This is a genomic window from Bartonella sp. AC535YNZD, assembly GCF_042196625.1.
GTDB lineage: Bacteria > Pseudomonadota > Alphaproteobacteria > Rhizobiales > Rhizobiaceae > Bartonella.
On the sequence record NZ_JBHIQP010000005.1, the window covers coordinates 1 to 19,657 of the forward strand.

Here is a 19,657-nt window from a genome sequence, read left to right on the forward strand (position 1 = left end):
GGAAGCAGCAATATGGATATCTTTTCCAGAGAGAACAGTGGTCTCTTTTCCAGAACTTAAATGAGAGCCATTGTGCAAGGCAACATGAGATGTTTCACTCCCATTCTGATTGTCCATACTGTTGCGTGTGGCATCAATCGAAACATTCTTCTCAGCTTGCAAGAGAAGTTTATCCGTTGTTTGAACATCAGAGCCTAAGATATTCAAATCTTTTCCAGATACATAAGTGGGATTGATATACTTTGAAAAATATTTCTTTAAAACAAATGTGTGAATACACAACAACAAATGTATTCCGTTGGGGCGTTCTGTTTTGCATGAGGAGTATAATCCCATAAAAAGAATGCAATAAACAAAAACGTAAGATAATGCGTCATCTTCATTTTCATTATTTAAAAGACATTACTCTAAATGCTTTTGAAAATCGTAAAGCTAAATTAAAAGAAGATGATAAAGTTGGAAACTAGTTTTTCTCTTTGTAACTTTATATTCTTCCCCAATGAGGCTGTATTCCCGTTTCAGAACTTACTCCAACAGATGTAGTACGCTCGTTCTAATCTGGTATATAAAAGTAGACTAAAGTTCGTCACTGGTTATGATCTTTTCCTATTTCTGAGATTAATTAAATACTTTCCACTTAGGCGTAAAATGATAGCCGTGATATAAAATTTTATGTAATCAGTAGCTATAAAATCCATATATACCACCAATTCGCCCTCTATAATATAAAACTTTCTTCTTTACAGTCTTATAGCACAAAATGATACAAATAAAAAATAGAAGATTAAGAGAGATTAAAATAGAGGGCTAATAAAATAAAAGCCCCGTTAAACGAGGCCTTCGTATTTTTTTGTGCTTATAATTTTATTTTTAGGAAATTAGAATTTGTAAGCGACGCCTACACGGAAATCATTGGTTTTGTAATTGAATTCACGTGTATCGTTGGCGAATTTCTTTTTACCAAAATCGGAGTAACGGTATTCTGCACGTAAAAGAACGTTGTCTGTCATTGCAAAATCAACTCCACCACCAATAGTAAAACCAACCATTGTCTTCGTTTCATCAGCCCAAGCACCACCCGTCAAATCTACGCTTTGCTTATTCTCTGCATTAACATTTTTATCCCCGCCAGCATTCTGCTCAACTTTAGCTCTCTCTCCTTTTCCTGCAACTGACTGAATGCCCTGTACCTGCGCATAGGCAATACCACCAGCAACATAAGGCATAATACGGTCAACAGCAGCAAAACCGATACGAACGCGTGTAGCACCAGACCATTTTTCTTTATAACTGTGCTTTTCCGTTACCTTGTCACCTATTTCAAACCGTTGCTGATCTTTTAATTCAACCTTAGCTTTTTCAAGGGCATTATTAAAAAATGCCACATCTTCTTTAGTAAGAGTCAATTCACGGGCTGTTTTTGATTCTTCACGGTCTGCCCAAACTGCATCGGTTTCAACACCGAGAATGAGACCATTTCCAAGATCTACGTTAGATCCGGCATAAATCCCACCCATGAAACCTGAAGGACTAGGTGTGTTATCTTTTTTGACAAGTTCTTTATCTTCTCCTGGAATAGTTACTTTAGTTTTACTCGAAAAGTTACCAACTTGACCACCAAGATAAAAGCCTGTCCAAGAAAACGAAGGGGCTGCTGCGATAACTGCTGGGGTTGTTTCACGAGGGATGATAACATCAGCAGCTTGTGCTGCAGAAGCTGAAATTAAAGCAGCAATAGAAGTTGCTATTAAAGATTTTGTATTCATAATTTTGCTCCTAAATTAACTATAAAACGACCTTACAAGATTATAAATAGAAAAGCTGTAGTAAAAATGTCACAATCATACAAATAAAAATCCCAGAAAACAGCGCTTTTGTAAAAGTCAATATCTTTTGGAAATTTAATTTTTTATTAATACTTTGTATTCATAATTGCACTTTTGATGAAATTAGAACTTGTAAGCGACACCTGCACGAAAGTCATTGGTTGTATAGCCTAGTTTATCCTTTGCAAATTGCTTCTTACGCAAGTCTGAGTAATGGTGCTCTGCACGCAACAGAACATTGTCTGTCATTGCAAAGTCAACACCTAAAGTGAAACTAACCAGTATCTTTGTCTTCATCATGCAAATTAGCAGAAGCGATCACTTGACCAGTATTATCAGCCAGCCTCTTTTTTCACTTCAATTGCGGAAATGCCCTACATTTGCGTATAAGCAATACCATCAGCAAAATAAGGTATTATACGATTAGCAACTACAAAACTAATACGGGCCCATGTTAAACTAGACCATTTTTCTTCTTCAGTAAAAATTATAAACCATTGTATCATCATCGTGAAGCTTTTCTGCATCAGCCAAAGTAACGCTAGCATTTATAAGATTTTGGCTAAGTTTTTATATCTCATACGCCTCAAGATCCTCTAAGTACGTTTTTGTGTTTCCACGGTCATGCCCAGACTGCATCTGTTACAACACCTAAGATGAAGACATTTCCAAGATCTACGTTGGAACTGAAATAAATACCACCCATGAAACTGGAAGGCTTAGGCAATCCATATTTGTATGGAGTTTTTTCTTTTATCTCTAAATAAAATAGATCAACTTGACTTGAAAAGTTGCCAACTTAACCACCGATAAAAACCCTGTTCAAAAAAGTAGGAGCAGCAATACCTGTTGGAGCTGCTTCACCAAGGATGATAGCATTAGCAGCTTGTGTAGCAAAGTTGTAGTTATAGTGATAACAGAAATTATGATTAAAGATTTTATATTCGTAAAATTTGTTCCTAACTTATTTAGGAACAAAGTATTATACAACTACAGAAAAACGCTGTAGTCAACATGATACAACCATAGGAAATGAAAGACTAACCCAAAATAAAATCATTCCATAACTTCACTTTTCGCAAGAAATTGACAAGTACGTATAAGTCATTGATTTAGCGCGTAATCATTGCATGTCGTTTATAAAAATCTTTTTAAGGAAATCTGAATAATATCTTTTACACCTCCAACAAATATAGGGTATGCAATAATATAACAACAGAAAATAATAGAGGCTCTGTCTTTGACAGAGCCTCTTGGAAGTTTATTTCGTTTTTTACGAAATTAGAATTTGTATGCAACGCCAACACGGAAATCATTGACTCTGTATTGGAGTTCAGCTGTGTCTTTAAAGTATTTCTTTTTACCGTAGTCTGAGTAACGGTATTCTGCACGTAACAGAACATTGTCTGTCATTGCGAAGTCAACACCAGCACCAAGGGTGAAACCAACAAGGGTCTTTGTTTCATCATATACGTTACCAGAAGCAATAACCTTATTAGCATCCTTACTAGCATGAGCATTTTTTTTCACTTCAATTGCGGAAATGCCCTGCATCTGCGTATAAGCAACACCACCAGCGATATAAGGCATGATACGATCAGCAGCAAAACCAATGCGAACGCGTGTAGCTCCAGACCACTTTTCTTTCATAGTAATACTTTCGATGTATTCATCCGCGCCTGCAACTTCTAGACCATCGTTCCTTTTGATCTTAGCATCATCGAGGAGTTTATTAATTTCCTCAACACTTTTTGCAAATCCAACAACCCTTGTAAGGGAGTTAATTGTGTCTTTTTTACCAATAAAAGAGACATCTGTATCCAAACCGAAGATCACACCATTGCCGAGATCAACATTGTAACCTGTGTATAGGCCACCGAGCATACCGGAAAGCTTAAGATCGTGCCAACCTAAAGTGCTAGAACCTTTGTCAGATTTCATTGAACGACCACCAATCTGAGCACCAAGATAAAAACCTGTCCAAGAATAGGCAGGGGCTGCTGTGATGACTGCTGGGGCTGTTTCACGAGGGATGACAACATCAGCAGCTTGTGCTGCAGAAGCAGCCGCCATAGCGATAATAGAAGTTGTTACTAAAGATCTTATATTCATAAACTTTGCTCCTAATTTATTTATGAGCACAGTGCTACAAGATTAGAGAAAGAAAAGCTGTAGTAAAAATGATACAGTCACAGAAAATTGAGGGCTCATCCAAGACTAAACGATCTCATAGCTTGGTTTTGCACAAGAAACCGTAAGCTGTATAATGTAATAACTTTTTGATTTTAAATGTAATTATTGTTTATTGTTTATGAAAAACTTTTTAAGAAAATCTGAAGAATATCTTTTCATATCCACAATAAATTATGTATTGTGTGATAATATAGCAACAAAAAATAACAGAGGCTCTGTCAAAGACGGAGCCTCTTCATTATTCAACTTACCATCTGTTAAAATTTGTAAGCAACACCTACACGAAAATCATTGGTTTTGTAAGAAGTCTCATATTTATCATTTGAGAATTTCTTTTTACCAAAATCTGAGTAACGATATTCCGCACGTACAATAATATTATTGGTCATTGCTAAATCAACACCAGCGCCAAAAGTGTAACCAACAAGCGTCTTTGTTTCATCAGACAGAGTACCAGAAGCGATTACTTTGTCTGAATCTTTATCTGTTATTGAAATCAACGCACTATCTTGAAGCTGTGTATAAGCTATACCACCAGCAACATAAGGCATAATGCGTTCAGCTGCAAAACCAATACGCACGCGCGTTGCACCAGCCCACTTTTCTTTAAAAGTGAAACTGTGGGTTCGTTTAGCACCAGGTTTAAGCGCATCTTTACCAATATTAATTGCAGCGTCTTTTAATACCTTGTTAATATAATTGATGTGTTCTGGGGCAATGACATATGTTTTTCCTGTCTTCGTGTCATCTTTATTAGACCACATGATATCTGTATCAACACCTAGAATAAGGCCATTACCAAGATCAACGTTGGAACCTGCGTAAAGACCACCCATGAAACCAGAGAGTTTAGGCAAAAGGTCATCAGGCACAGGAATCTTTTTTCCGTTACTGAGAATATCCATTTTCGTTTTACCCGAAAAACCACCAATCTGGCCCCCAACATAAAAACCTGTCCAAGAAAAAGTTGGAGCAACAATAACGGGAGCAACAGGTGTTGGACTTGGGGGAACAATAACATCTGCTGCTTGTGCTGCTGAAGCTGAAACAAAAGCGAAAGCAGAAGCTGTTATTAACCATTTCATATTCATATTTTCTCTCCATAGCTGAATATTTATTTGAACACACCATTTCATATAGAGCTCCATCTTCAGATATCTGTAGCAAAAATGATACACTTATAAAAAAAACAAAAAGCCAATCAAAGCACCCTTAATTGCTTGATCTGTAATAAATAAGAATTAAACTATGCCACTGCATAAATGATTTTCTCTTGTCACATTTGCTCTCCTTTATAAATTTTGCAAAAAACTGCGTCACAGAACCCTCCGTGTAAAGCATGTACTATGGCTATGAAAGATTGTCTTTTATAGCTCACCTGCACTATTGAAGATGCTCTCATTTATATTAAAATAACGAAAACCATTCCCCTGCACATCACAAAAGAGCAAAAGTGTGTGGATAAATAAAACTATTAAAGGCTAAAATGCCACCTATGAATACTCTCAATATCAAAAATAGCGAGAACTGTTAAAATATTGAGAACAGCCAAATGCAACCGTTCTATTTAAATTCATACAAACAACGTTTTTAGCTTCATCGTTCGCATAACAAAATGTGAATAGCTCTTTGATTGTTTTTTCATCATTGTAAAGAATGCTTGTATCGCACAAAACAAGATCTCCACTACCCTATGGACTGCAACAAAATTACATGCAATTTCATCACACATGCTCTTTGTTTTAATTAGGCATTTATTATTTTTTGAAATACTTACGCTTCTGCTTAACTTTCTAGAAAATCTTTTCCAGAGCTTCAGCATTATTTGTAGGCTATCATTTCATACTTCTTTACAAGACTAAATTGAAAAAAATGCCTAAAGACAGACAACCGGTATGATAAACATTAAAACTTATATAGAAATATCCTTAGAGCTGAAAAAATGAGAAATCTTTCTTAAAGTTTTCAAACCACACCTTGCTTTAAAAATCATGAATTTGGCAGAAAAAATATCTGATATTTTGAATCATAGACAAATGAATATTTTATATCTGTAGTCGAAGCATACCATAAAAGATCAAAAATTTAACATTTTTGTTTTTTCACTTGATTTTGATGAAGTATCCTCTCAAATCCTCTCTGCAAACAGCTTAGTTTCTTGTCGAAAGAATTTTTCTTAGCTCCTTCCCCATGTGATTCACTTAACTAAATGCTCCCTCTGAACAAGCCCTACTCTAAAAACACTCTTATCAAGGAGTTTGATATGCACTGTATAGTCACGCTTAAAATGACAGTATTTACAGCATAATAGCGCAACCCAAAATCCGGAGGCTATATTTATCCAAATCCATGAATTTTGTAACGAGCGATTGCCATTATATAGAGTATTCTTGCACCGAAATCCACTTCCCCATATCTTTTCAAAATAGTACTCTTCACCACCTCCGTAGACAGTTATAATACCCTTTGCGAACAACTGCTCCTCCACTTTTCAAATGATAAAAAATATCCCCTCCCTTCAATTCCCGATCATACGTTAGACCTCTTGATGTTGTTTTTTACTTTTTAATAACTCATTGGACCTCGTGCAAATAGGTTTGGTCGTCCTCTTTTCCCTGATCTTTTTTTAGGATAATGACTTCTTTCTTTACCAGAATGTAACACAGGGACTAACTGAGCTGCTGTTATGCATTCGCTGTTATTTCTGCAAGAAGGTTTTCTTTGAAAAACTTCTGATAAGATCTTTCTAGACCGTTCACTAGAAAAAAGATCTCTAGGAGGAACAATCGTAGATATGTCCTGTATTAACTTTTGAGAAAACAAGAAAGAAGCACCCTGAGCTACAGAGATTGAAGCAAACGTAGCAAAAGTTGTCATAAAATATTTTATGTTCATAAATTTAACCTCGTAGAAATATCCATAATGGATTTTACCTAGTGTCTTCATTGCAAATTTCCAGAAAAAATAGCATGTTTATAGATAAAAAGTGAGAATCCTCAAAAAACAAAGCTTTGAAACATTTTAATTTTAAAATAAATGCAAATTGCCCCACTTTACAAACATAGAAATCACTTGTTTGGCAATGCATAAAAGCACAAAATATCGTCTAGGGAGAATAAAATACACAAATGTCATATCAACATATTGATTTATAATTCCCCCCTATCGAATGAGCGCTCTCAGTATCATAAGATTATCTTATTTTAAATTCGCTCATGATACATTAAGCAAAATTATTCGCTTACATGTCATAAATGAGGTTGATATATGGATAAGACTCTTGAAAAAAGAAGTTTTATCTTATGAGGCCATTTAAACGCAAAAGTTATTATAACATTTTAATTTGGTAAAAGCATATTCCTTGCTAATTTGTTTCTAGGTGTCGTTCTTTGCATTGTTCAGTATAATCATGGTTGCCTTTATATATTAATCATATAACATATTTATTTATAATGATAATATATCGTTATCCAGATTAAATTAGAACTCCGAGTACCATAAAAACCCTTTCATTCCAAATCTTCCTCATGTTGAATCAACCAAAACCATTTGTTTGTACATTACAAGTGGGGAAGCCTATGTGGAGTGAAGCTGTACAATAAAGGACTAAAAATGCCTTTTATGAATCGTCTCTAGTGCCAAGGGTTATCGCAAAATTGGGTGTTGGCAAAATGTGTGATAGTAGCAGCTTGTTAACTCTATAAGCGTAAGATGGTAGTGTTCAATAGATTTTATATTGGTATTGGAGGCTTTATCGTTATACCATTCATAAGCGCCCCTGTAAAATGGACTTTGGTGCCGGTTTCTTTAAAAAAGCACATGAATTAGCAACACAAACATATTCCGTTTAGGGCGTTCTGTTTCACACGAAAAACGTAAATCCATTAAAAACATGAGAAACAAAAGCATGAGGCAATGCGTAATCTCTATTATTTAACAGACATTGCTTTAAATACTTTTGAAAGTCGTAAAGCAGAATTAAAAATGATGATAAAGATGAGAGGATAAAATGCCCATAATGTACAAGCATTTTGCCCTCTCACATCAATAATTAACTCCATTTAAAAGCCAATTTTAAAGTTAGCTATGCGCAAAAATATCAACTTCCGCCCATCCTAAAAGATCAAGCCTAGCTCTCATAGGCAAAAATTGAAAGCATGCCTTAGCAACATTTTCTCGCTCTTCACGTCTTAAACGTTCTTCAAATATAACCTTTAAACGATGCAAATATAACACATCCGACGCAGCATATTCAATTTGTGCCTGTGATAACGTTTCTGCTGCCCAATCGGAAGATTGTTGCTGTTTAGAAATATTCACATTCAGCAATTCACTACAAACTTCTTTTAAGCCATGACGATCCGTATAAGTACGCGTGAGTCTAGAAGCAATTTTTGTACAAAAAACAGCTTCTGGCATAACACCAAATGTATGCGCTAAAATAGCAAGATCAAAACGCCCAAAATGAAATATTTTGATAACCGCGTTATCTTCAAGAAGCTTGACCAAATTAGGTGCACTCTTTTGTCCTTTAGCAATTTGTATAATATCAGCAGTACCATCTCCGGAAGAAAGCTGCACAACACATAAACGATCACGATGCGGTTGTAAGCCTAAAGTTTCGGTATCAATCGCAATAGCATCAGTTTTATAATTGTCTAAGTTTGGTAAATCACCTTGATGAACACGAATCTCAGCCATTTACCCTCCTATTTGCTAAAGCTGCAAGAATACGCGCCCAAGACCGCTGCCCCTTATGAAACGATTTTAAATTATACTTTTCATTGGGAGAATGAATACGATCATTATATAATGCAAATCCAACCAGAACAGATTCCATATCAAGAATTGACTGAAAATCTCCCACAACCGGAATTGATCCCCCCATAGCGTCGAGTATAGCAGGATTGCTCCATTCTTGCGACAAAGCTTCTTTTGCGGCCTTGATAAAAGGTGAATCATAAGGAATTTGAATTGCAGAAGAACCACCATGCCCCTTAAATTCAACAGTACAATCAGCAGGAATAAGACCGCACACATAATGACGGAAAGCTTGGCGTATCTTCTCTGGATCTTGCTTATGCACTAAACGAAAAGATACTTTCGCATTCGCTTGAGAAGCAATAACTGTTTTTATTCCTTCTCCTTCATAACCACCACTAATCCCGTTAACTTCTGCTGTAGGACGCGCCCATACAAGTTCTAAAATGCTCCGTCCTTTTTCACCAGCAGGAATGGAAAGTCCTATAGGACCAAGAAAATTTTCAGCAGTACAATTCAGGACATTCCATGATTGCAAAATCTGTGAAGGTGTTTCTTCAACTCCATCATAAAAACCTGGAAGCGTTACACGACCATTGTCATCATGAAGTCCTGCTAAGATTTTTGTTAAAATATGAATAGGGTTAGCAGCTACCCCTCCATAAGCACCAGAGTGCAAATCACGATCGGCTGCTGTAATCGTAACCTCTTCTCCTAAAATACCCCGAAGAGCAATACAAACAGATGGTGTATCGGCATCCCACATTGCTGTATCACAAACCAATGCACAATCAGCCTTAAGTTCATCCCTATTTTCTTTTAAAAAAGGAACAAGAGAAGGAGAACCACTTTCTTCTTCTCCCTCAAATAAAACAGTAACCTTAATGGGAAGTTGCCCCGTTTCTTTCTTAAATGCACGACATGCCTCAACAAAGGTCATGAGCTGACCTTTGTCATCAGAAGCGCCACGAGCACAAATAACTTTTTCTCCATCTTTTTCCTTTAATGAAGGATTAAATGGATCATCTTCCCATAAATTTAATGGATCAACAGGTTGAACATCATAATGTCCATAAAATAACACATGCAGACAATCATCTGAAGGCCCTGGATGATGTCCAACAACCATTGGATGACCTGGTGTATCACGCCGTGAAGCCTCAAAACCTATTGTTTTTAAATCTTCTACCAACCAATCAGCTGCTTTACGACATTCATCCTTATAAGCCAAGTCTGTAGAAATCGATTGGAAACGTAAAAGAGAAAAAAGGCGTTCAAGGCTCTTTCCTATATTCTCATCAAGATGTGTTAATACTTTATTCAACATAAAAAAACCTCTCAAGCCTCGTATATTCGTATAATTGTAAGAACCTGACTTTAAGCCTCTTGTAGGATTTTGCAAGACACCTTATTCATTTTTGACACTGTGAGCAGTAAAAACTTGAACGCCCAGCCTGTAAAATACGTATAATAGGCGTTCCACATTCCAAACATTCCTTGCCTTCTCGTCCATAAACTGAAAAAGCGTGTTGAAAATAACCAAGTGAACCATCTATATGCATATAATCACGTAAAGAAGAGCCACCGGACAAAATGGCTTCAGAAATCACATTGCGTATATTTTGTGCTAAAGAATCTGCAAATTCACGTGCACGTGTCGTTTTTGATGCCAATGTAAATGCACTACGTTGTGGAGATAAACGACTCCGCCAAAGTGCTTCGCAAACATAAATATTCCCAAGACCCGAAACAATAGACTGATCAAGTAAAACGCCCTTGAGAGACATTTTTTTATTAACAAAAGCCTTTTGTAAATAACGACCAGAAAACGAATTACTCATAGGTTCAAGCCCTAGCTTATTTAAAAGCGGATGTTCATAAAGCTTGTCCGTATCGACTAAAAGCATAAACCCAAAGCGACGCACATCATTATAAATAAGGTGATAAAATTCACCATCCCTTGTCTGAATATCCATGATAAAATGGTCATGCTTAACCAATTTATTTCTCGTTGAAAAAGCTTTTCTCAAAATGTCATTCTCTATACGCCATGAACCAGACATTCCTAAATGGCTTAAAATTGTTTCATTATGAGAAAGATGAAATAATAAATATTTCGCACGTCGACCAAGTTCTATAATTTTTCTGCCGATAAGGCGCTCAGAAAACGCCTCAGGAAAAGGAAAACGCAAATCTCTACGATTAAGTTTGACAGATACTATCTTTGCATCAGTTACAACGGACTCAAGTCCACGACGAACTGTCTCTACTTCAGGAAGCTCAGGCATTACTCTTCTTTAATAATTATACACTTTCCAATCGTATGACTGATAAATTGGCTTCTTCCCCCCCTCCTTTAAAAACGAAGACTTCCTCTACATCTACTAAACAAATTCTTGATGAGTGGATTTTACTTGGCTTTCTACTCATGTGAGTCATTTAACTAAAGGCTTTATGGCCAAACCCTGCCTTGAATATATACCACACACTCTAAAATACTTAGCGTATCAATGAGACTTGCATACCACCCCACCTTAAATGACGAAGTTTTACAGCATAACAGAATTAAGTCCATTCACCCTTACGAAATACAGGAACTCTTACACCATCTTGGGTAATGCCATCTATGTCAATTTCACCAGAACCAATCATCCAGTCAATATGAATGACACTTTTATTTCCACCACGTGCTGCAATCTCTTCTGACGTCAATGATGCCCCATCTAAAAAGCATTTGGAATAACACTGCCCTAAAGCAATATGACATGCAGCATTTTCATCAAATAAGGTATTATAAAAAAGGAGGTCACTCTTAGAAATTGGTGAAGAATGGGGCACAAGAGCAACTTCACCTAAGCGACTAGCCCCTTCATCACTTTGCAAAACCTGTTGCAAAACTTCCTGACCTGTTGATGCACGAGCCTCAACAATACGCCCTGCTTCAAAACGCATCTCAATATTATCAATCAGTGCTCCTTGATAAGAAAGAGGCTTGGTCGAACGAACAAAACCCTCAACCTTATGAGCATGAGGCGTGGTGAAAACTTCTTCAGTCGGAATATTAGGATTGCAAACAACACCATTTTGAGCTGCAGATGCACCACCATGCCATTCATGATCATCTGCCAAACCAACTGTTAAATCGGTACCTGGTCCTGTAAAATGCAAAGCAGAGAAACGCTGCTCATTAAGCCAAGATGACCGTTGTTTCAAAGCTGCATTATGGACACTCCATGCATGCACTGGATCTTCTTCTGTAACACGTGAAGCAGAAAAAATTGCATCAGCTAATTTTTTAATCGCCTCATTAAGAGGTAAAGAAGGAAACATTGCCTCAGCCCATCCTGCTGTTGGATATGCAACAATCGACCAATTCATAGCAAAATTTGATATTTTCTTGAGTGCCGGCTGGTAAGCTATTGAAGTGGCTTTATTTAAACGTGAAACCTTATCAAAATCCTGATTGGAAAGGAGCAAAGGATTATCCCCAACAATCGCTAAACGCGCTGCCCCATTTTCAAAAGCCTTTGCCATTCCCTCATAGAGCCAAGAAGGAGCACAATCAAAACTAGCCGTATGAGCATTTTCAAAACGTGTAAGTGATAACATATCATCACTAAAAATTGGTGTAATGACACCAGCACCAATCTTATAAGCATGATATGCGATACGCCGAACAAAAGGGAGGGCTGAAACTGGAGCAGTTAAAACAAGATCCTGCCCCTCTTGTAAATTCAACCCCACTTTCACTGTAATTTCTGCAAGACGATTAAGCATTTCAGGCGAAATTGTCTCATGAATATCAAAGTACATTACCAATACCCTTCTTTAAATAGAATGCGTTCTTTATGTCGTCATATTATAAATTGTTATTCAATATCTTTTGAATTTACTTTCTCCACGTATAATTATGGATATCATGATCGCTAAAGAGTTCACTTAATTCATAAACTGCAATGGATTGTAAAAACACTTCCTTGGTCGTGCAAAAATTATCGGTTTGTGTACCGTTTTTCTAACATTGCAACAATTGCATTTAACTGATCTGATGAAGGTAACGCCATAATCGGTTTATTTTCTTCTTTCCTAGCTGGATGTTGAGGCGCATAGGCGGGAATGGGAACTTTATCAAGCTGTACCATCGCAAAAGACGTAGGATGGTCCGTCTTGGACTGTGCTACCTGTGTAGAAGAAGATATACTCTTTTCTGTTCTTATTCCTCTACTTTCTAAACTTTCATCCACAAAGCTTGGCGTATTACCAGAACGTTCTTGGGCAAACGCATAAGCAACATCATAAGGGCGATTATTTGTAGGAATTTGAAGTGATCCATCACGCGATCGTTTTTCATAAAAAGCATTTCCCCCTGCAACATGAACATAGTGCATGTTTTTATACGGAAAAGACAAACCAGCGGTATGAAAAAACTTAGCGTGTTTAACTTTCTTATCTCGTTCACCCCGTAAAACGGCATCAGCCGCTTCTCTTACACGAGCAACAGATGCTTTCTCCGTCATAGGACGTGTTAAAACACCAGGAGCAAACTGCTTATATTGACCAACAACACCACAAATCGTCTTAGGATAGGCGGTCGAATTAACACGATTCATAACAACCGTCCCAACGGCAATCATTCCTTCACGGCTTGTGCGATTTGATTCAAAATACATCGCTCGCATAAGGCATTGACGCTCTGTCAATGGATACGTAACCGTTTTTGTCTTATTATTTATTTTTCCAGTATCTAAATGATTTGAAGCACATCCCACAACAACTAACGGCGCTACACAACAGGTAACAAAAACATTCCAACGATTTTTTTTCATCTTATGCAACACATTCCTATAATCTCTAAGCTATTCAAATTTTGAAATGAGCTTTAAATGTATCTCTCAATAAAGTACATAGCTAATTGTTACCACTCAGTAAAACTTTAATACAAGAGGTAATCAAAAAGTATCTATGCAAAATAAAAAATAAAAAACTCTTAATTTACAGATCGATATTGTTATTCTTCACGATTCAATATAGGCCATAATAACCCAGACGTTTCAATTACAATAAAATAACACTATCCACTTCTTCTACATACGAAAAAAATAATACAGATATCCCCTTTGAATATAAAATTTTAACAAAATGATCTGAAAGGAAATTCCCCTAGAAAACTCCCCTCCAGCCACAGTGTGAATGATGGTATCATTCAATATACAAATATGTCAAATCAAGAGTTAGAAATCTGCCATGCTTCTCTGAAAAAACTCTTTGTTACTTCTTTGTGCTTTTCCATAAGATGGTTATCTTATTCTTTCTATAGCTGCACTCTAAGAAAATACTCATATATCTACAAACTTATTTTATACATATAAGAAAAATTTTAATCTATTTTCTTCTCACCTACCCCAACTTTATAAGTAAGATCATCGCGAGGACGATCAGAAGACATATGATAACCCGTTATGATATAATGCAACATTTCAGCAATATTGGTAACATGATCACCAATTCGTTCAATGTTTTTTAAACAAAACAGTAAGTGCGTACAAACCGTAATATTGCGCATATCTTCCATCATATACGTCAAAAGTTCACGAAAAAGAGAAGTATACAAAGCATCAATCTTCTCATCACGCTCCCGCACAGCGTCAACACGCTCTAATAGGCGACTCGTATAAGCATTTAACACTTCTTTTAATTGATTGAGCGCTAAAGCTGTAATTGTTTCAAGTCCATGATAAAAGGACGCAGATTGACGTATTTCTGAAAGTGCAACAGTCCTCTTAGCAATGTTTTTGGCCATATCCCCAATCCGCTCAAGATCAGAAGAAATACGAATGGCTCCAATAATTTCACGCAAATCAACAGCCATCGGTTGGCGTTTGCATATAATAGCAACGGCTTTTTCATCAATGTCACGTTCTGCTTTATCTAAAAACACATCATCGGCAATCACTGTCGTTGCAAGTTGAAGATCACTACACACAACCGATGCGACAGAACGTTCAATCATCCTTTCTGCATGGCTCCCCATTTCTGTAATCCTTACTCTTAAATATTTTAGTTCTGCATCATAAGAACGGACAGTATGTTTCATAGACATATCTTACACTCCTCAATTTACCTATCCAAAACGCCCCGTAATATAATCTTGCGTCCGTTGCTCTTTTGGTGAGGTAAAGATCATTTCAGTCGCACCAACTTCTACTAAATGCCCTAAATGAAACATAGCCGTATATTGAGAAACACGTGCGGCCTGTTGCATGGAATGTGTTACAATAACAATTGTATAATTTTGCCGTAACGCATCGATAAGCTCTTCAATCCGTGCTGTCGCAATGGGATCAAGAGCTGAACAAGGCTCATCCATCAAAATAACTTCAGGACTAACCGCAATAGCACGTGCAATACACAAACGCTGTTGTTGTCCCCCTGATAAACTTGTTCCAAGATCATGAAGACGGTCTTTTACTTCTTCAAACAAACCTGCCTGCCTCAAACTCTTTTCAACCACATCATGCAATTCAGAGCGTGTTTTAACCAAACCGTGAATGCGTGGACCATACGCAACATTCTCAAATATAGATTTTGGAAAAGGACTAGGCTTTTGAAAAACCATTCCAACACGAGCACGCAATTCTACAACATCAATCCTCTGATCATAAATATTCTCCCCATCTAAGGTAATAAGACCCGTTATTTTAGCACCTTCAATTGTATCATTCATACGGTTAAAACAACGCAAAAAAGTTGACTTCCCGCATCCTGATGGACCAATCAAAGCAGTCACTTGATGTTCAGGAATATCAAGTGTAATACCATGGAGTGCCTCTTTGTCTCCATAAGAAACCTTCACATCCTGACCACGCATTTTAATCTTCATTACAAAAACTCACCTTACAAAAATCTTATCGAAATTGTTATTTTATTAAAATTATTGGCGGCGTTCAAATCGTCGACGTAAAAAAACCGCAGAAATATTCATGATCGCAAGAAAAATCATTAATACAATAATAGCCCCTGACGTCTTTTCAACAAAAGCGCGCTCTGCTTCACCAGCCCACATAAAAATTTGAACAGGCAACGCTGTTGCTGGATCCATGGGAGTCGTAGGAATATTAACAACAAAAGCAACCATTCCAATCAAAAGCAAAGGCGCAGTTTCACCCAAAGCCTGAGCTACTCCAATAATTGTACCTGTCAAAATACCAGGCGCGGCTAAAGGAATAACATGATGAAAAATCATTTGTGTTTTTGATGCCCCCAACCCTAAAGCTGCTGCACGAATAGAGAGAGGAACAGCACGCAAAGCAGAACGTGTTGCAATAATAATCGTGGGGAGAGTCATGAGCGCTAAAACAAGCCCCCCAACAAAAGAAGCGGAACGTGGTAATCCCAAAAAATTAATAAAAACCGCGAGTCCTAAAAGACCAAAGACAATCGAAGGAACAGCTGCAAGATTATTGATATTAACTTCGATAAAATCTGTAAATTTATTTTTACGTGCATATTCTTCCAAATAAAGAGCCGTTGCTATGCCTATCGGAAGTGAAACCAATAAAACAATGCCTATCATATAAAGAGAACCAATAATCGCAACCCCTAACCCAGCAGTCTCAGGACGACTTGAAGCGCCAAGTGTAAAAAAACCAACATTAAATGTTTTATAAAGCGTACCATCATGCGCTAAACGCTTTATCCATTCTATTTGCCGATTAGAAACTTTACGGTTTTTTTCTGCTACATGCAGATCAATCTGCCCCTTATAAGCAGAATCGATATCCGCAGCTGCCAAAACTTTGATTTTTTGCATTGTGCCAATCAGTCTTGGATTCTTTGTCACCATTTCACGGAGTTGAACACGTACACCACTTGAAAACATACGGCTAACATCCCGCAGGGAGGCTCGATCATTTTGATCGATATCAAGTTTCTTGGCTAACGCATTGCGTACAAGAATTGGATAATTCGCCATTATGAGGACCTGTGGATTTGTTTTATGTTGACCACCTGGATCAATAATCTTTTCATCCAAATAAATCGATAATGTCATTTGACTCTGCAAAAAGGCTGTATAACCTTGACTAATGATAGACCATAAAAGCGCAAATAAAAAAAACAAACCAATAAAAATGGCAATCAAACCATAGGCACGAAAACGACGTTCAGCCCAATACCGACGTTTGAGGCTAATATTGCGACGAGGAAAAAGAATTTTTTCATTCATTCATATTGTTCCCGATATTTACGCACAATATAAAGAGCTAGAATATTCATCAAAAGTGTCATGACAAAGAGTGTCATTCCTAATGCAAAAGCCACCAAAGTTTGTGGAGAGTTAAACTCAAAATCACCAGTCAATTGATTAACAATCTTAACTGTCATCGTCGTCATTGCTTCGAAAGGATTGAGTGTTAAGTTTGCAGCAACACCCGCCGCCAAAACCACAATCATTGTTTCACCAATTGCACGCGATGCTGTCAACAAAATTGCTCCCATAATCCCTGGAAGCGCTGCCGGTATAACGACTTTCTTAATTGTTTCAGATTGTGTTGCTCCTAAACCATAAGAACCTTCACGTAAAATGCGTGGAACAGCTGTTATAACATCATCCGACAAAGAGGAAACAAAAGGAATCAACATAATTCCCATCACAACTCCAGCAGTCAAAACACTTTGCGCCATAATAAAACTAACCCCGTCTGAGAGAGAAGCAGAGAGATCTCGTAAAAATGGTCCTACAACCTTCAAAGCAAAAAAGCCATAAACAATCGTTGGAATGCCAGCAAGAACTTCTAACAATGGCTTCACAATTGCTCGCAATCGCGAAGAAGCATACTCGGCCATATAAAGAGCTGAAAATAATCCTATAGGTACAGCAAAAAGCATGGCAACAAATGCAATATAAAGCGTACCAGCAAGAAGTGGTATTAAACCAAATTGTCCTACTTCACCGCTTGAACCGCTCGCGGAAAAACGCGGATCCCAAACCGTTCCTAAAAAGAAATTTGAAAAAGATACAGACTGAAAAAAGCTTATTGTCTGAAAAAACATAGAAAGTGCAATGGCTATTGTCGTCAAGATAGCAACGATAGAAGCACAAACCAGTCCAATAATAATCAAAGATTCAACCTTATTACGCGCACGCTGATGAGGAGCAATTTGCATTATTCCACAGATAAAACCAAAGAATGCAATAGCAAAAAGGAAACCATAACCAATGAACTGAAGCTTTTCAGAAGAAAATACCCATGACTGTGCCATTGTGTACACATCATCCGATACTTCATCAGGTAAAATAAATCCCTTCGCGAATAATTGTGCCTGCACTGTCTTATAGGAAGCGGTAGAAAGATCCCCTTCAAAGTGATGAAGCATTTTGGCAAGACTTCGAAGAGTCTCCCAAAGTAAATCATGATTTACAGGCTCTGTTATATGCGCACTATATGCCTCAAGCTCTTGAGAGGCATTATATTCTAAATAAATTGTACTCCCAGAATCCCAAAAAATTAAAAAAATAAAAGCTGGAATAACAGTAATCAAAAATGTCCACCAGCCATAATAATACGCACGAGAATGCATTTTATGTCGTCTGTATTCAAGAAAGCGTGCACGCATATAAGAAATACAAAAGCCACAAAATCCAAGAATTAATAACAGCAAAATAATGAAGGAAATGCGCATTTTATCTTTCAGTTTTTATAAAAAAATAGCACCCAAATTTCCTATCCCAGAAATCCAACAAATTTTCCCTGCAAATTATTTCAATGTCATTACTCGACCAGCAGAAAAATCAAAACGCTGTGCTTGACGTTCCTTTTCAGGAGAAACAATCAAACCATATTCAGCCAAAGGACCCTCTGGACCAATCATTTGATCAGAAAGAAAAAAATCAACATACTCTCGCAAACCTGAAATAATACCTAAATGTGCTTTCTTAATATAGAAAAAAAGTGGACGAGAAACTGGATATTGTCCACTAGAAATCGTCTCAACTGTTGGCGCAAAACCGTTAATATCGGCAACCTTTAGCCTATCAGCATTATTTTGATAAAAAGACAAACCAAAAATACCAACCCCTGTTTTATTAGAAGTTAGACGCGCAAATGTTTCAGAATAATCACCATCAATATCAACCGCTTTTCCATCCTTACGTACCGCAATACAAGCAGTGTGTATCTCCTTATCATCCATTCCTAAAGACTTCATCACCTCAACTGCCCCACTCTCTTTACACCCCTCAATAAGTAATTTTTCCTCAAAAACTTCACGTGTCCCATGCTTCTCTCCAGGAATATACGCTGCTATCGTCCAATCAGGAAGAGCACTATTAACTGTACTCCATTTCAAAAAATTATTCGGTTGCAATTTTCCGTCTATAATAATTCGAGCAGCAAGGGCTTTATAAACATCTACTGGCTGTAATTTCCAATCAGGCCCCTTAATATCTGTTGCAAAAACAATGCCATCATACCCAATACGTATTTCCTCAACATCTTTTACACCAGCATCAAAACAAGACTGTAATTCACTCGGTTTCATTGCTCGCGAAGCATTAACAATATCAACAGTGTTCTCCCCAATACCACGGCAGAATTCCTTAATACCAGCTCCTGTTCCACCCGATTCGATAACAGGAACCTTAAAATGGGGATAAATTTCTCCAAATGTCTCAGCAATAATCTTTTGATAAGGTAAAACTGTAGATGAACCAGTAATCTGTATTTGATCGCGTGCATTGCCTCCATTTGCTGACAGCAGTAGCGCAAAAATCAATCCCACTCCAATTGATAATACTCTGCTCATCTATAAACTCCCTAAAAATTGAGGACAAAGCCTCTTAATTCATATCATACGGTCATTGTAGTTCACATTTGCAC

15 protein-coding genes and 1 pseudogene are annotated in these 19,657 nt (G+C 37.2%); all 16 read right to left on the bottom strand.

Annotated elements, in window-relative coordinates; translation table 11 throughout:
- Window positions 1–228, bottom strand: a pseudogene (locus ACFIM8_RS04305) (hemagglutinin repeat-containing protein); the annotation flags it as partial.
- Between the two features lie 650 nt (window positions 229–878).
- A complete protein-coding gene (locus tag ACFIM8_RS04310) occupies window positions 879–1,766 on the bottom strand; it encodes an outer membrane protein (RefSeq protein ID WP_375610524.1) in 888 nt (295 codons plus the stop codon).
- Window positions 1,767–1,949: 183 nt separating this feature from the next.
- Window positions 1,950–2,075, bottom strand: a complete 126-nt coding sequence (locus ACFIM8_RS04315) for a hypothetical protein (RefSeq protein ID WP_375614561.1) — start codon at window positions 2,073–2,075, stop codon at window positions 1,950–1,952.
- A 125-nt stretch (window positions 2,076–2,200) separates the two neighbouring features.
- A complete protein-coding gene (locus ACFIM8_RS04320) occupies window positions 2,201–2,335 on the bottom strand; it encodes a hypothetical protein (RefSeq protein ID WP_375614562.1) in 135 nt (44 codons plus the stop codon).
- A 772-nt stretch (window positions 2,336–3,107) separates the two neighbouring features.
- Window positions 3,108–3,938, bottom strand: coding sequence for an outer membrane protein (locus tag ACFIM8_RS04325; RefSeq protein ID WP_375614563.1), 831 nt, complete (start codon window positions 3,936–3,938; stop codon window positions 3,108–3,110).
- Window positions 3,939–4,276: 338 nt separating this feature from the next.
- Complete coding sequence (locus ACFIM8_RS04330) at window positions 4,277–5,110, bottom strand: outer membrane protein (protein WP_375614564.1); 834 nt, start codon at window positions 5,108–5,110, stop codon at window positions 4,277–4,279.
- 2,989 nt (window positions 5,111–8,099) lie between these two features.
- The gene (locus ACFIM8_RS04335; RefSeq protein ID WP_375614565.1) at window positions 8,100–8,720 is read right to left on the bottom strand and encodes a ribonuclease D; all 621 of its coding nucleotides are present in this window, start codon (window positions 8,718–8,720) and stop codon (window positions 8,100–8,102) included.
- A complete protein-coding gene (locus ACFIM8_RS04340) occupies window positions 8,713–10,107 on the bottom strand; it encodes a M20/M25/M40 family metallo-hydrolase (protein WP_375614566.1) in 1,395 nt (464 codons plus the stop codon). The genes ACFIM8_RS04335 and ACFIM8_RS04340 overlap by 8 nt, the downstream gene beginning before the upstream one ends.
- 85 nt (window positions 10,108–10,192) lie before the next feature.
- Window positions 10,193–11,068 (bottom strand): bifunctional DNA-formamidopyrimidine glycosylase/DNA-(apurinic or apyrimidinic site) lyase, encoded by an 876-nt coding sequence (gene mutM, locus ACFIM8_RS04345; protein ID WP_375606811.1) that lies wholly within the window; start codon window positions 11,066–11,068, stop codon window positions 10,193–10,195.
- Between the two features lie 277 nt (window positions 11,069–11,345).
- The gene (locus tag ACFIM8_RS04350) at window positions 11,346–12,593 is read right to left on the bottom strand and encodes an aminopeptidase (protein WP_375608047.1); all 1,248 of its coding nucleotides are present in this window, start codon (window positions 12,591–12,593) and stop codon (window positions 11,346–11,348) included.
- Between the two features lie 179 nt (window positions 12,594–12,772).
- Window positions 12,773–13,606, bottom strand: coding sequence for a cell wall hydrolase (locus ACFIM8_RS04355; RefSeq protein ID WP_375614567.1), 834 nt, complete (start codon window positions 13,604–13,606; stop codon window positions 12,773–12,775).
- A gap of 551 nt (window positions 13,607–14,157) precedes the next feature.
- Window positions 14,158–14,880 carry a phosphate signaling complex protein PhoU gene (gene phoU / locus ACFIM8_RS04360; RefSeq protein WP_375614568.1) on the bottom strand — a complete coding sequence of 241 codons (723 nt, stop codon included), beginning with the start codon at window positions 14,878–14,880 and terminating at the stop codon, window positions 14,158–14,160.
- 21 nt (window positions 14,881–14,901) lie between these two features.
- Window positions 14,902–15,660 (bottom strand): phosphate ABC transporter ATP-binding protein PstB, encoded by a 759-nt coding sequence (pstB, locus tag ACFIM8_RS04365; RefSeq protein ID WP_139412809.1) that lies wholly within the window; start codon window positions 15,658–15,660, stop codon window positions 14,902–14,904.
- A gap of 51 nt (window positions 15,661–15,711) precedes the next feature.
- Window positions 15,712–17,004 carry a phosphate ABC transporter permease PstA gene (gene pstA, locus ACFIM8_RS04370; protein WP_375606807.1) on the bottom strand — a complete coding sequence of 431 codons (1,293 nt, stop codon included), beginning with the start codon at window positions 17,002–17,004 and terminating at the stop codon, window positions 15,712–15,714.
- Window positions 17,001–18,461 (bottom strand): phosphate ABC transporter permease subunit PstC, encoded by a 1,461-nt coding sequence (pstC, locus tag ACFIM8_RS04375; RefSeq protein ID WP_375606806.1) that lies wholly within the window; start codon window positions 18,459–18,461, stop codon window positions 17,001–17,003. The genes pstA and pstC overlap by 4 nt, the downstream gene beginning before the upstream one ends.
- Window positions 18,462–18,536: 75 nt before the next feature.
- The gene (locus tag ACFIM8_RS04380; protein WP_375614569.1) at window positions 18,537–19,583 is read right to left on the bottom strand and encodes a substrate-binding domain-containing protein; all 1,047 of its coding nucleotides are present in this window, start codon (window positions 19,581–19,583) and stop codon (window positions 18,537–18,539) included.
- Window positions 19,584–19,657 lie beyond the last annotated feature (74 nt).